Raw genomic sequence first — 14,220 nt, 5'->3', positions numbered from 1 at the left:
TTAAATAATCAATTTTTTGACAGTGAAATAATTCAACTGGATATAAATAAGTATAAAAAGAATATTAAAAAAATAAATCAACAGGGAAAAATTGTTACCAATAACCAGATTTCAAACATGTCTAATATAAATCAATCTTTAAATTTAGGTAAAAATTGTGAGGATTTAGTATATTTTGTAGAGGATGATTATATCCACAAGCCCGATGCTATTGAGGAAATGATATATGCTTACGAAAGAATATCTACTCAACTAGGAACTGAACTTATAATGTGCCCAGCAGATTACCCTTACTTATATAACAAGATGGAGAATTCAAATATTTTGTTAGGAAACAAATATCATTGGCGTAAAATTAACGAAACTTTATGTACATTCCTTACTAGTAAAAAAATAATTAATAAACATTTCAAAAAATTTGTTAGTGCATGCGAGTTTGAACATTATCCTTTTGAAAAACCTTTTCATGATATATATAAAAAGGAACTTTGCATTAGTCCTATGCCAGCAATAGCTGCACATTTTACTAATATTAATTCAATTTATGGTTTATCACCGTTAATAGATTATAAAAAATTATGGGAACAAAATAAATTATGACATTAAAAATAAACTCAAAAGCTCCAACATTTGTAATACCATCAACTTCAAAAGATAAATATTCTTTAAAAGACTCACTTGGAAAATATGTAATTTTATATTTTTACCCAAAAGATGACACACCTGGATGTACAATTGAAACTAATGACTTCAATAAATTGTTAGCAAAATTTAAAAAACTAGAGTGCGAAGTATACGGGATTTCAAAAGATAGCTTAAAAAGTCACGATAAATTTAGAGATAAATACAAAATCAAATTTGATTTACTCGCAGATGAAGAGATTAAAGTATTAAAAAAATACAAGGTCTGGGGTAAGAAAAAATTTATGGGACGTGAATTTATGGGAATAAATAGAACAACTTTTTTAATTGATAAAAAAGGTAAAATCCTAAAAATCTGGGAAAACGTTAAAGTAAAAGATCACGCCAAAGAAGTACTAGAAACATTAAAAGATATTTCAAAATAAAAAAAGGCCCCTTATTTCTAAGGAGCCTTTAATTGTTATATATTGAGAGATATTTTAGTCTCTTATTGCGTAAGCTTTAACACCAACTTCAGCAACATCAGTTCCAAGTTTTTCAGCTTGAGAACTAATTCTAAGACCAATTGTTTGTTTTAGAACTTTAAATGTGATGTAAGAAAGTATGAAACTAAAAGCACATACTGCAATTACACCTGTTAACTGAGTTCCAAAATTTGTATCCGCATTACTTAAAGGCACAACTAAAGTACCAAAGATACCAGCAAATAAATGAACAGGAATTGCACCTACAACATCATCAATTTTTTTGCTTTCTAAAAACTTTGTACCAAAGTACATGATGATTGATCCAACTGCTCCAATAGCAATTGCAAGCACAGGACTTGGAGTTAAAGGTTCTGCTGTAATTGCAACCAAACCTGCTAATGCTCCGTTAAGCATCATTACGATATCTGTTTTACCACCTAATAATCTTGTAACGACTGCAGCAGTAACAGTACCAGCAGCTCCTGCTAAGTGAGTGTTAACCGCAATTTTACTAATTGCATTTACATCATCGAACGTTCCCATTGCAAGTTGACTGAAACCATTAAATCCAAACCAACCAAACCATAATAAAAAGGTTCCTAATGTAACAAGTGGTATTGAAGATGCTGCAAATGGTACTAAAGATTTTGTTTCACCTTTTCTATTAAATCTTCCTTCCCTTGCACCTAATAATATTACACCTGCTAAAGCAGCTGCCCCACCACATGCGTGAACTAAAGTTGAACCAGCAAAATCAGAGAAACCTGAAGTTGCTAACCAGCCTCCACCCCACTGCCAACCCATTGAAATAGGATAAATGATACCAGCCATGATCGCCGCAAAAATAAAAAATGGCCAAATTTTAATTCTTTCTGCTACAGCACCAGATACAATTGATGCAGTTGCACAAACAAACATTGTTTGGAAAAACCAATCTGAATAATCTGAGTAACCAGTTGAAAGTTCAGAAGCATCACTCCACATTGAGAATGATCCAATAAACCCACCTTCAGGAATTCCGTAAGCTAAATTGTAACCACAGAAAAAAAATATTAATGAACAAATTGCAAACTTACCTATATTCTTAGCTGCAATTGTTGAAACACTTTTAGTTGTCACCAGTCCACTTTCAAGCATACAAAAACCTGCAGCCATGAATGCAACTAAAACACCCCCAAGATAAAATCCTAATGAATTGAAAATATATTGTCCTTCAGCTGACATTGTTGTTTCTGCTGAAGCTAAATTAGTAAAGCTTAAAAATATTATTAAGCTAAATGATATTTTTTTTAAATGATTAATCATTATCTCTCCTTTTTTAACCATGTCGTTTTAATAAACATTAAAATTTTAAGTACTGCTGATAGGTCAAAAGAGTTATGAGAAATAAGCATAAGTGTAAAAAAAAGGCCCCATTTCTGGGGCCTTTGGTTATTAACTAACTAGAGAGAGATATAAGTTAATTCTTTGTTTAGAGGCTCTTCAATGAGATAACGACATGGAGATCGAAGAGCCTCTATATTGCATGCAATTAGTCACGTATTGCGTAAGCAATTACACCTGTTTCAGTAACGTCTGTACCTTTGGTCTCAGCTTCTTTACTTAATCTGATTCCAAACGTACCTTTCATTATTGACCATACGATGTAAGACACAGCAAAAACAAAAATGTTAATTGAAAGTACACCAATTAATTGTGCACTGAACGATGCATCAGCGTTTGTTAATGGCACTGCAAGTGTTCCCCAAATTCCAGCAAATAAGTGAGCTGGGATTGCACCTACAACATCATCAAGTTTGAAGTTGAATAACAACTTAGTTCCAAACACTACGATTAATCCACCAACAGCTCCAATTAAAATTGCTGCAAATGGAGATGGTGCTAATGGTTCTGCAGTGATTGCTACTAGACCACCGATTGCTCCGTTTAACATTTGAATAACATCTGTTTTACCGTACATTAATCTTGTAAGGATACCAGCGGCCATTACTCCACCACAGGCTGCAAGATTTGTATTGATAAAGATTGATGAGATCGCAACTGCATCATCAAAAGTACCTAATGCTAATTGTGAACCACCGTTAAATCCAAACCAACCTAACCATAGGATAAATACACCTATTGTTACTAATGGAATTGAAGATGCAGCAAAAGGCTGTAACGCTTTTGGTTGACCTTTACTGTCAAATCTTCCAGATCTAGCACCTAACAATATGATACCAGCTAAAGCAGCCGCACCACCAGTTGAGTGTACTAGTGTTGATCCAGCGAAATCTGAGAAGCCTAGTTCTGCTAACCAGCCTCCACCCCACTGCCAACCCATAACGATTGGATAAATAATTCCAGCTAAGATAGCTGCAAATAAGAAGAACGGCCATAACTTGATTCTTTCAGCCATAGCACCTGAGCAAATTGAAACTGTTGTTGCACAGAATACCATTTGGAAGAACCAGTCAGAACCATCTGAATAACCAGTGTCAATTGCACTTGCATCTGACCATGGAACAAACGATCCAATGTATCCGCCTTCTGGAATACCATAAGCTAAGTTGTAACCAACTAGCCAAAACATAATTCCAGCAATTGCATACAAACCAATATTCTTTGCACAAATTACTGAAACACTTCTTGAAGTTACCATACCAGATTCTAACATTGCAAAACCTGCTGCCATGAACATGACAAGGAAACCACAAATTAAAAATAGTAGAGTGTTAAATATAAACCCCACTTCAGCTGAAACAGTTGTCTCTGCCATACCCGCACTACTCATGTTTAGCAAAAATACTAAACTTAGTAATGGTGCAGATATTCTCTTTATTATTTTAGTCATAAGACCTCCACTTGTTAAAGTGGTGGTTTATAAATTTAAAAAATTTAAAAACTAACGCTGATTAGGAAAATTGGGTATGCAGTTTTTGCATATAGTAACAGCCCTAAACGTGTTTTTAAATTACGTTAGGGCTGTTAAAAAAATATTATCTATTGAATACTTCTTTTAAAGCTTTTGCTGGCAAGAATTTTACCTTCTGAGAAGCAGCGATTTGAATCTGCTCACCAGTTCTTGGATTTCTTCCAACTCTAGCTTTTCTTTTAGCTACTTTGTACGTACCAAATCCAGCGATTTTCACTGAATCATCACCTTTTAGTGCATCTAAAATAGTGTTGGTAATTGTATCAAAAGTTCGCTCAGCGTCTGCTTTGCTCAAGTTTAATGAGCCAGAAAGCTTTGCTACTAGTTGTTTTTTGTTCATTTTAGCTCCGGTTTTGTTGGTTAATATTAATACTTGTCATAAACGTTGATAAATCAAGCTTTTTTTTAGTGTCTTTGTTTAAATGACACACAATATCTTGTTAAAAAATTAAATAAACGTTGATTTTATTGATCTTTTTAACAATTTAGAAATTTAAATTATCTAAATAATCCAAGGTCTTTTAGGTCATTAAAGGTGGTGAAAAACATCAATGATAACAACAAAAACAATCCGATTCGAAAAAAACCTTCTTGTGTTTTTTGAGACAAAGGTCGACCTAAAACCTTTTCAAATGCATAAAACATTAAGTGTCCACCATCTAACATTGGTATAGGAAAGAGGTTAATTAAGCCTAAACTTATTGAAATATAAGCCATCATACTAATAAAAGCTAACACTCCAAAGGTTGCAACTTGCCCTGATATCTTTGCAATTCTAATAGGGCCACCAAGTTGGGAGGTGTCTGCTTTCCCCATGATCATTCCACCAATATATTTTAATGAGGAAACACTAACAAAATAGACTTCATTTGCTGCATGGTACAATGCTTGTGCTGGTCCTAATTTAACATGATTAATTTTATCATTGTAAGCACTTAATTTTATACCAACCATTCTTTTATTTATTTTATTTCCTAAACCATCTTCACCTTCAACAATATTAGGTTTTATTTTTAAAATTAATTCTTCGTATGAACGCTTAACTTTAAAATCTATAAAGTCACTTGTGGACATTGTTATATATTTTGAAACTTCCATAATGCTTTTAACTTCATTGCCATCAATTTCTAAAATAATATCTTGGTTTTTTAAGCCTCCAACCATTGCTGGGCTATCTTTTTGAACTTCGCTTATTACAGCTGGAGTAAAATCTTTTCCAACGAAAGTATAAATACAAAAGAAGATTGCTAAAGCTAATAAAAAGTTTGCTAAAGGACCACCAAATACAATTAAAACTCTTTGATATAAGGGTTTTAAAATAAATAATTTATCTCTCTCTTCTTCATTATATTTTTCTAAAATCTCTTCATGATCAGCTTGCGAATAAACATTACGGTCTCCAAAAAACTTAACATATCCTCCTAGAGGAATTGCACATACTTTCCATCTAGTGCCGTGTTTATCATTCCAACCAAATAATTCTTTACCAAATCCAATAGAAAAATCAGTGACCCCAACTCCATATTTTCTAGCAAAATAATAGTGTCCATATTCATGGATGAATACAACCACTAAAATCAGAATTAAAAATGGAACAATATAACTAAGCATAATTTTATATTTTAAGTTAATATCATGTTAATCACAACCCCTCATTACCAGTAGTAAGTCTTAGGCTTTTGAACATCATTTAAAAAAGTCTTAGAGTGTCCTAATCTTCCTCAATTATTTGGTTCAAAATTAGTAATAAATCCCATGCCTCTTAAAGGATCTTTTCTAATAGGCTCAATACTTTCTTCATTATCTAACTCCTTTCTTTCTTTCTTTGAAGTTCTTTCAACTTCTCATAAAGCTTAAAATATTTAGAAAGAAGCATGTCTTCTATAGTATTTAATTTTATAATAGCGCTACCGTCATGACAGTCTCTTGCAAAAGATAGTCCTGATTTTCTAACAATAATATTATTAGACACCCATATTGGGTATATGCTAAAAATTAATTGTGAGAAAAATAGTTTTCATTTTTTTAACGACCTTGCTTCTTTTCGGTCAAGCTAATGGAGATATTGTAGATAAATTAACTGAATTAAATAACCTGTATAAGTCTGGTGCAATTAATGAAGATGAATTTAGTAAAGCAAAAAATATTCTATTAAAATCAGAAGATGATGAAAAATCAAATATTGAAGAAAAAATAACTACAAAAAAAACTGAACAAAAAGAAGAAAAAGAAACTACACAAATAATTGAAATTAAAGCAACCAATAAAAATTTAAAAAGAGAAGACTTAAGTAAAACATTTGTCTCTAAAGAAGAATTAGAAGAAATTGGCCAATATAAAGAGATAAAAGAGTATCCTGAAGGATTATTTAAAAATCTAAATTTTTCTGAAAGTATGCTTGCAAAGAAATCAGCTGAAGAAATGTATAAAACATTTGTACAACACAAAAATTTAAATGAAAAATATCCTGAAAATATGATGAGGGCTATGGCTTACTTTGAGGTTTTTTATAATCATAAACTTAAGGAAGAAAAAAAAGCTATTGAAGATTATGAAAACAATTATCCTAATGTAAAAAAAAGTAGCAAAAAAACTATACAATCACTTTATTCATTATCTCAAGCTAAAGAGTCTATGAGAAAATCAATAGGACTTACGTCCAATGACAATTTAGAAGATGCATTAACAGGCTACATGCACATGTATGATTTTATGTCTCAAGGTACCAAAAGCCAGAACAAGCTTACAAGCGAAGAAAAAAAAATAAAAAAAGAATCTACAAAATTTAAATCATCTTATGGAGCATTTAAAAAAAATTTAGAATTAAAATTAGAACAAAGGATCAGTCAGAAAGAATTTGAAAAAGAGTTTAAGAAAACTTCTAAAAATGTACAAAAGTCTTTAAAAAAAATTAACAAAATTAATCCTGATAAATATAGTGTTTATGAAAATATTGATGAAATTTTTAAAAAATCTTTAGATTTAATAGAGAATTGCAATAAAAATTGTGAAGACAATGAATTAATAACTGCAATAGATTCTATTGATTTTTCAAATGCAATTTTAAAGGATGTTGAAAAAAATATTATAAAAAAAAAATTTGAGAATGATTTAAGTCAAATCAACATTGAAAATGTTTCAGACGATACAAAAAAAACATTAACTTTAGCTTCATTAAGCTCAAAAAAACAAAACAATCAAAATATCCTTAATTTACAAAAGCAAGCTCTTAATTTAGCAAATAATGATTTTGCTGTAGATGAAATTGTAGAAGATATTGAGAAAGATGGTTATGAATTTACACCACTAAAAATAGCCTATCAAAATTTAAAAGAAATGGAAAATTGGGAGGTAAAAGATTGGGCTAATTCTTGGAAGGGAGACTTGCCTGTTGATAACTTTAAAGACAAATCTGGAAATTTAATCGAATTAACGAGTGAAAATATTGATGATATAAAAGCACAATTAGCAAGAAATGAATTTGAAAGTTTAATTAATTTTAATGAAACAGATTTAAGTAATGAAATAAATCAAAATCTAATTGATATTGCAAAATCTGTTCAAGATAATCCTTCATTTAATTTAGAAAATTGGCTCAATCAAGATTTCTCAATTACTTTAGATAATTATACAAAAATAGCTGCTGAAAGTATTATTGCCGAATTCGGAGATTCTTTAGATCAAGAAACTATTAACGATATCAGAGCAAATGCAAATTTTGAAAATTTAACTAAATTAGTTAATGCAGAATATGGCACCAACATGACCTCTGAAGAATATGCAAATATTTGGCAAAACGCTACTATTGATGGTTCAACATCTAATTGGGGGGATGTAACAGCAGGAGTAGATCTTTTAAGTCAAGTTGGCTCATTCGAGGCAGCATCTATAGCTAAAGATCTTGGTACAGATTTACAAACAGTAGCTGACTCTATTGCTTTAGCGGCCACTGTAGGTGTTTCAACTGATCTTGAGGCTGCAGCAAGTGGATTAGGATATGATAGCTTTGCTGATGCAGTTTCTGCCTATAATGAACAATATGGCACCAACTACTCTGTTGAAGAAGCAAAGGAAGCTTTAGGGCAATAAGTTTTATTTATTTTTAAATTTATAATATAAAGAAAACAGAATAAGACCCACAAGGACAATTCCTACAAATATCCTTAAGTATTGATTAAAAAATATATCTATAAACTCAATCATTAAATATTAAACTTATCCTTAATTCTATAAAACCACACTGCTAATTTAAAATAAAATACTCTTAATTTTGGAAAAATAAATTTCTTAGGTAAACCTTTATAAATTGTTGAAATTTCAAGGTCTTTACTATTTGATGAAAAAACTAGCTTAGACAATTGTTTTCCAGTCCATGGTGCAGCACTAACCCCTACACCGCTGTAACCAAATCCATAATAAATCTCTTCGTTATCAATTTTACCAATTGAAGGAGTAAGCTTTTGAGATAATGCAATTAAACCTCTCCAATTATAATCTATTGTCACATTGCTCCATTTAGGAAATATATTTTTTAAAAATTTTTCCATATCATTTGCTCTATTCTGATTTGATTGATCACTGCCTTCAAAATCTCCTCTAGTCCCAAATAAAATTCGATTATCAGGTAACTTTCGATAATAATATAAAAGGTTTTTTGAATTAGCTATTGGAGCATAAGTATTAAAGTTATGTAAACTAAGCTCTTCATTTGTAAGTGGTCTTGTTACAATAATATTTGAAATAACAGGTAATACTCTTCCATCCATTTCGGGAATTAATCCTTCTTGATAAAATCCATTAGTTGCAACTACAATTTTTTTTGTCTTTATTGATCCTTCGCTAGTTCTTAAAAAATAAGAACCATTGTCTTTTTCTATTTTTTCAACTTTTGTGTGCTCATATATTTTTAACTTTTTAGACAAAGCATACTTTGCAAGTCCGTTTATAAATTTTAAAGGATTGATTGCAAATCCAGGTTTATATGAAAAAGCTCCAAATTGCTCAGTTCCACCATGACCTACTTCATCAAATTCCTCTTTTGAATAAACTTTAGTCTCAATTCCAAATTCAGATTTATAAACTTCAGCTTGTTCTTTGATTTGGTCAAATTTGTTTTTATGATGAGCTACAACAAAGTTATTTTCACCAGTTACATCACAATCAATATTATAATTATTAATTAATTCTTTAGTATAATTTGCTCCTTCAACTGAATTTTTAAAAAATTTTCTAGTTTCTTCTGTTCCATAAACAGATTGCATTTTTTTATAAGACATCTTGCTTGGAGGAAGACAGCAAAATCCTGCATTTCGAGAAGAAGCACCCCAACCTACTTTTCCAGCCTCAACCAAAACTACATCTAAATTATGATTTTCAATTAAATTAATTGCACAAAGTAAACCAGTATAACCACCACCTATTACTACTATTTCTGAACTAATGTCTTTTTGAAGTTTCTCTAAATTTAAGTTCTCACTTGAGATTGCTTCCCAATAACTAGGAACAGGTTTATTAAACTGATAAATATCTGAATGATAAATATTACTCATTAGTTAACGTTAGGTTAACATAACCTTTAATTATCTAAATATTAATTTACTTAAATTTATCTTCCCAGAATAGAACTCTGTCGTCTGTTTTTTCTATTAAGTCCTTACAAAATATTCCGTATTTATCTAAAACTGCTGAAAAGTTTTTATAATCTTCACCCATCTCTTTTTTCATACTTTCAAAGGAAGTTTTAACTCTATTTCTCATGGTATCTGTGTTCATGCCTAATTGCTGACCAATCATAAAAACAGATTCTAATGATAAATCTGCTGATTTATTAAGTCCTGCTATAGTTTCATCATTAGCACTACCACTTTTTTTAAAACCTTCTTCAGACAATAAATAATAACTATAACAAGTCGTGAAATCGCCTTGTAAGTTGTTAAATACAAAAGTTTGTTGATCATCAGCATAAGCGCTCATGCTAAAAAAGCTTAAAAATATTATTGATAGTAGTTTTTTCATTTGTTCTTACTTCTCTTATAATCTTTCATCCATTTGTCAAAGATCCTTATTGCATCATCCATATCTTTAGTTTTGTTAGGATGATTTTTTGCTCTTCCAAGCATTGTTGCAATAACATTTACTTGATACTTAATTGATCTTTTTTTGATAGCTTTAACTGTATAAAGCGCCTTTTCTTTATTCTTAAAACCTAATCCATGTAAAGTTGTCTCAGGTTTATAATCAGAAAATAATGAAAGATTTAAAGGTTTAAAACTTTTGTCCTTAATCATTTTATTCATTGGCATTTTATCAACTAAAGTAAATATTTTTTTTAGATTTATTGCATCTAACTTAGCTTTTTCAGTTCCATCAAAGCCAATTAAGCTAACAGTAAAGTTTTTTGATTTGTCTAATCTTGTAACGAGTTTTATGAATCTTTTGTGAAATTCTTTTATGTGTTTTTGGTAAATATCTTTTGAATTTTTATATTCTTGATTAGTGTAGTTTGGAATATTCAAAACTAACAATCTACATTTCCATATATATTTTTTAAAATTCATTGGTATATTAAGTATTTTAGTTAATAGGATATATGAAGGAAAAAGAAATTAAATCTCATTTTAAGAAAAAAGCGCTATCTAAGCTTGCTTTATCGATAAGCTTTTTCTTGGTCCTTTTAACTTCTACTGGATACATATTTAATTCTAAAGCAGCAATTTTTCTGTTTTATATTTTTAGTTTTGCATTCATTTACAATTTACTAATCAATTTCTTATTAGAAAAATTTGATATATAGTAAGTTTTTAAACTAAATAAAAAATAATTAAAAATATGCAAAGACTACATTTACATCTTGGAGTTAAAAACTTAAACGAAAGTATAAATTTTTACAAAAATTTATTCAAATCTGAACCAACAAAAGTAAAAGAAGATTATGCTCAATGGATTTTGGAAGATCCTAAAGTTAATTTTGCAATATCTACTAGAGTAAAAACTTTAGGTGTAGATCATCTAGGAATACAAGTTGATAAAGTTGAGAAACTAAACGATATAAGAACTAATTTAGATAAAGCTGATATATCTACTTATTCTGATGGTGAGGTAACATGTTGTTATGCAAAATCAGAAAAATCTTGGGTAAATGATCCAAATGGTGTTGCTTGGGAAGCTTACCATACAATGGAAGATGCTGAGATTTATAATACAGATGGCGCAAGATCAGATACTGAGAAAAAAAGCTGTTGTTAATAAAATTAAATAATGAAAATAGGCTTTAGTGTAAAATTTAATAAAGCAAAATATCCTTCAAACAAAAAATTAATTGGTAAATATTGTTCTTTAGAACCAGTTAGCGCAAAAAAGCATGCTAAAGATTTATATAAAAACTTTTCCTTAGACAAAAAAGGAATTGATTGGACTTATATGCCAACAGGTCCATACAAGACTTTTAGTTCTTTTAAGAAGTATTTAACTACAGAAAAATTATCTGGTAATCCATTTTTTTACTCAATTTACTCAAAAAGGCTTAAAACCTATTGTGGTTTAGCAAGTTATCTTAGAATTAAACCAGAAATAGGAACCATTGAAGTAGGTTGGATTACCTATGCTAAAAATCTTCAAAGAACAGTTGAGGCTACAGAGGCGATGTACCTTATGATGAAAAATGTTTTTGAGAATTTAGGTTATCGAAGATACGAGTGGAAATGTGATAGTTTAAATAAAAAATCTAATAAAGCTGCTTTAAGATTAGGTTTTAAATTTGAAGGTATATTTAGACAAGCAACAATTTATAAAAAAAGAAATAGAGACACTTCCTGGTATGCAATCATTGATAAAGATTGGAAAAAAATAAAAAAAGGTTATTTGAAATATTTATCAAGCAAAAATTTAGATAAAAATTTAAATCAAAAAAGAAGTCTTAAGTTAAACTAACCTCCATATCCAATGTCATTAACGTATATATTTAGCAAGAGTTAATTAAACAATATTGTAGATTGTAACTGAATTGAATTAAGTAATTTAAAAATTATTTATCAAGCGATTTAAATCCTAATAAAAGCGCAGCAACTAACATTAATGAGCCTCCAACTTTATTAATCATCAAGCTTGAATTGCTCTTTATCATCATAGTGATTTTCGAGGCTGCAAGACCATAAAAAAGAAGAAAAATGCCATCAATGAAAATATACGTAATAGATAAAATTAAACATTGAATCCAGATATCACCATTTACAGATATAAATTGTGGAAAGAGAGCAGCAAAAAATAAAATTGCTTTAGGGTTTGATGCAGATGTTAAAAAACCTTGCAAAAACAATTTTCTATAAACCTTTTTATTGTTTGATTTTTTATAATTGTTGGCATTTTGTTTTTTTGACAGTATCAATTTTAAAGCATTCCAAACTAAATATGTAACACCTATCCATTTTATGTAGATTAAGATGTTATTATCAAATGATGCTATCAATAACCCAATACCAGCTGTGGCTATTATCATTTGTAAAAGATTTGCTGACAAATCCCCCACTATTGTTGCAACTGAATTTTTAAGGCCATAAGTTGCGCTGTTGGATAACATCAATAATTGACTTGGCCCAGGTGTGCTCATAAGAGCTAAAACTGCAATGATGAATAATACCCAGTTATCTAAAGTCATAATTAATTAGTTAAAAATAATTTTTTACGAAATTGGTTTTTTCTTACTTTTGTCTATGGTTAAATTAAAAACATCTGGTCTTGAATAATGACCTGTTGCATCAAATCTTCTTCTAGAAGATTTTGAAAAAGAAATATCAATATCGCTATAGAGTATTCCTTTTTCTTTGTGTAAAGGCCCTGCATGCAAATCACCAAATGGTTTATAAATAATTGCATCACCACAATTAATCCACTCATCTTTATCAGGGTACAAATGATCTTTATGAGGCATGTCATCTGGTAGATCGGATGCCTGTATTGCAGTTGCTGAACTTATTACCCAACAACCTCCTTCTCGTGAAATATGTTTCATTGTTGAAAGCCAAGGTTCTCCCTCATCCCAGGTTGGTGCAATATAAATATCAATATTTTGTGAATACAAAGAGTATCTTGCAAGTGGCATGTAATTTTCCCAACATGCTAATGCGCCAATTCTACCAACTGCTGTTTCAACAACATTTAAACCACTACCATCTCCAGGACCCCAAACCATACGTTCAGGATTTGTTGGCATCAATTTTCTATGATTATTTAAGATGGTTCCATCATTATTAATTATAATGATAGAACAATAAAGAGTTGATCCACTAACTTCTCCATCAATTTCTTGGTGACCAGCAACTACGACAACTTTATTTTTCTTTGCAGCCTCTTGAATGGGTTTCATATGACCTTTTGAAAGATTAACTGAATTTGCTTGTGAAATTTTAAACAAATCATCAGTTAAGCTCATCTCACCCCCTGGTTTTAACCTCCAAACATATTCTGGATATCCAGGAAACCAAGCCTCAGGAAACACAACTAATTTAGATCCTTTATCAGCAGCAGTTTTAATAAGCTCAACTCCTAAATCTATAGTTTTTTGTAAGTTTAGATATTTGGGCGGATGTTGAATTACAGCTACTTTCATAAATTAATTTTTTTATTCAAAAGACTAACAATATCAAATTCATAAATAAAGCAATTACTCAAGAACCAATGTCATTGGAGCACTATTGGAGTAGTATTTGTTTATAAAATTGTGGATTGTAACTGAATTGTAATATTATTTTAATGAATTGTTATATTTGTCGTTAAATTTTATTCCACACGCGAGTATTCAGACTTTACTCTTCTCAAAGGTATGGAGGTTTCAACAGAGGAAACACCCTCTATCACAGTTAGTTTTTTAGTTAAAAAATCTTCAAATTCCTCAACGTCTTTAACTGCAATTCTTATTAAATAATCTTTAGCACCTGTCATTAACCAACACTCAACAACTTCAGGAAAATTTAAAATTTTTTTCTCAAATTTATCAAAATTTTTTGATTGTTGTTTTTCTAGACTAATAAATATGAAGGCAGGAAATTTATAACCTAGTGATGTTTCATCAATATTTACTGAATAATTTTTAATTATATTGCTTTCTTCTAATTGATGAATTCTTCTGGCTGTAGGAGCAATACTTAAATTTATTTTCTCACTAATATTTTGAAGTGTAGTTTTACTGTTATTTTTAAGTAT

At 30.0% G+C, this 14,220-nt stretch carries 14 protein-coding genes and 1 pseudogene; 5 read left to right on the top strand and 10 right to left on the bottom strand.

Translation table 11 applies throughout. From position 1 onward, the window contains the following. Together ACTTAY_RS03195 and bcp are read left to right on the top strand one after the other, a co-directional pair. Nucleotides 1-600, top strand: a pseudogene (locus tag ACTTAY_RS03195) (hypothetical protein); the annotation flags it as partial. Further along, on the top strand, nucleotides 597-1,067 hold the full coding sequence (gene bcp, locus ACTTAY_RS03190; protein ID WP_440672333.1) for a thioredoxin-dependent thiol peroxidase: 471 nt from the start codon (nucleotides 597-599) through the stop codon (nucleotides 1,065-1,067). The pseudogene ACTTAY_RS03195 and the gene bcp, both read left to right, overlap by 4 nt. A gap of 54 nt (nucleotides 1,068-1,121) precedes the next feature. Here bcp and ACTTAY_RS03185 read toward each other — a convergent pair whose 3' ends face one another. The 4 genes from ACTTAY_RS03185 to rseP form a co-directional block, all read right to left on the bottom strand. Then, on the bottom strand, nucleotides 1,122-2,414 hold the full coding sequence (locus ACTTAY_RS03185) for an ammonium transporter (RefSeq protein WP_440672332.1): 1,293 nt from the start codon (nucleotides 2,412-2,414) through the stop codon (nucleotides 1,122-1,124). Between the two features lie 226 nt (nucleotides 2,415-2,640). Then, nucleotides 2,641-3,942, bottom strand: a complete 1,302-nt coding sequence (locus ACTTAY_RS03180) for an ammonium transporter (protein WP_440672331.1) — start codon at nucleotides 3,940-3,942, stop codon at nucleotides 2,641-2,643. Between the two features lie 145 nt (nucleotides 3,943-4,087). Continuing rightward, nucleotides 4,088-4,363 (bottom strand): HU family DNA-binding protein, encoded by a 276-nt coding sequence (locus tag ACTTAY_RS03175; RefSeq protein WP_075506581.1) that lies wholly within the window; start codon nucleotides 4,361-4,363, stop codon nucleotides 4,088-4,090. 158 nt (nucleotides 4,364-4,521) lie between these two features. Next, a complete protein-coding gene (rseP, locus tag ACTTAY_RS03170; RefSeq protein WP_440652571.1) occupies nucleotides 4,522-5,634 on the bottom strand; it encodes an RIP metalloprotease RseP in 1,113 nt (370 codons plus the stop codon). A 390-nt stretch (nucleotides 5,635-6,024) separates the two neighbouring features. On the opposite strand from rseP, the gene ACTTAY_RS03165 reads away from it, so the two are divergent. Then, nucleotides 6,025-8,112, top strand: coding sequence for a hypothetical protein (locus ACTTAY_RS03165; protein WP_440672330.1), 2,088 nt, complete (start codon nucleotides 6,025-6,027; stop codon nucleotides 8,110-8,112). A 113-nt stretch (nucleotides 8,113-8,225) separates the two neighbouring features. Here ACTTAY_RS03165 and ACTTAY_RS03160 read toward each other — a convergent pair whose 3' ends face one another. The 3 genes from ACTTAY_RS03160 to ACTTAY_RS03150 are packed head-to-tail and all read right to left on the bottom strand — an operon-like array spanning nucleotide 8,226 to nucleotide 10,580. After that, nucleotides 8,226-9,572 (bottom strand): NAD(P)/FAD-dependent oxidoreductase, encoded by a 1,347-nt coding sequence (locus tag ACTTAY_RS03160; protein ID WP_440672329.1) that lies wholly within the window; start codon nucleotides 9,570-9,572, stop codon nucleotides 8,226-8,228. A 46-nt stretch (nucleotides 9,573-9,618) separates the two neighbouring features. Beyond that, on the bottom strand, nucleotides 9,619-10,038 hold the full coding sequence (locus ACTTAY_RS03155; RefSeq protein WP_440672328.1) for a hypothetical protein: 420 nt from the start codon (nucleotides 10,036-10,038) through the stop codon (nucleotides 9,619-9,621). Continuing rightward, complete coding sequence (locus tag ACTTAY_RS03150; protein WP_440672327.1) at nucleotides 10,035-10,580, bottom strand: DUF4174 domain-containing protein; 546 nt, start codon at nucleotides 10,578-10,580, stop codon at nucleotides 10,035-10,037. Before ACTTAY_RS03150 ends, ACTTAY_RS03155 begins: the two co-directional genes overlap by 4 nt. A 271-nt stretch (nucleotides 10,581-10,851) precedes the next feature. On the opposite strand from ACTTAY_RS03150, the gene ACTTAY_RS03145 reads away from it, so the two are divergent. Further along, nucleotides 10,852-11,268: an ArsI/CadI family heavy metal resistance metalloenzyme gene (locus tag ACTTAY_RS03145; RefSeq protein WP_440672326.1), complete on the top strand. Its 417-nt coding sequence runs from the start codon at nucleotides 10,852-10,854 to the stop codon at nucleotides 11,266-11,268. A 12-nt stretch (nucleotides 11,269-11,280) separates the two neighbouring features. Next, nucleotides 11,281-11,952, top strand: a complete 672-nt coding sequence (locus tag ACTTAY_RS03140) for a GNAT family N-acetyltransferase (RefSeq protein WP_440672325.1) — start codon at nucleotides 11,281-11,283, stop codon at nucleotides 11,950-11,952. A gap of 94 nt (nucleotides 11,953-12,046) precedes the next feature. Here the strand turns inward: ACTTAY_RS03140 and ACTTAY_RS03135 are convergent, their stop codons facing one another. From ACTTAY_RS03135 to ACTTAY_RS03125, 3 genes are all read right to left on the bottom strand, one after another. Beyond that, nucleotides 12,047-12,676, bottom strand: coding sequence for a LysE family translocator (locus ACTTAY_RS03135; protein ID WP_440672324.1), 630 nt, complete (start codon nucleotides 12,674-12,676; stop codon nucleotides 12,047-12,049). 24 nt (nucleotides 12,677-12,700) lie between these two features. Continuing rightward, nucleotides 12,701-13,627 (bottom strand): carbon-nitrogen hydrolase family protein, encoded by a 927-nt coding sequence (locus tag ACTTAY_RS03130; protein ID WP_440672323.1) that lies wholly within the window; start codon nucleotides 13,625-13,627, stop codon nucleotides 12,701-12,703. Nucleotides 13,628-13,797: 170 nt separating this feature from the next. Next, nucleotides 13,798-14,220 (bottom strand): Lrp/AsnC family transcriptional regulator (locus ACTTAY_RS03125; RefSeq protein ID WP_440672322.1); only part of this gene is annotated, 423 nt, incomplete at its 5' end.

It is taken from the genome of Candidatus Pelagibacter sp. HIMB1715 (genome assembly GCF_052047595.1).
Taxonomy (GTDB): Bacteria; Pseudomonadota; Alphaproteobacteria; order Pelagibacterales; family Pelagibacteraceae; genus Pelagibacter.
The sequence above is the reverse complement of the archived record's forward strand: the minus strand, read 5'-3'. Positions and strand labels throughout refer to the sequence as shown.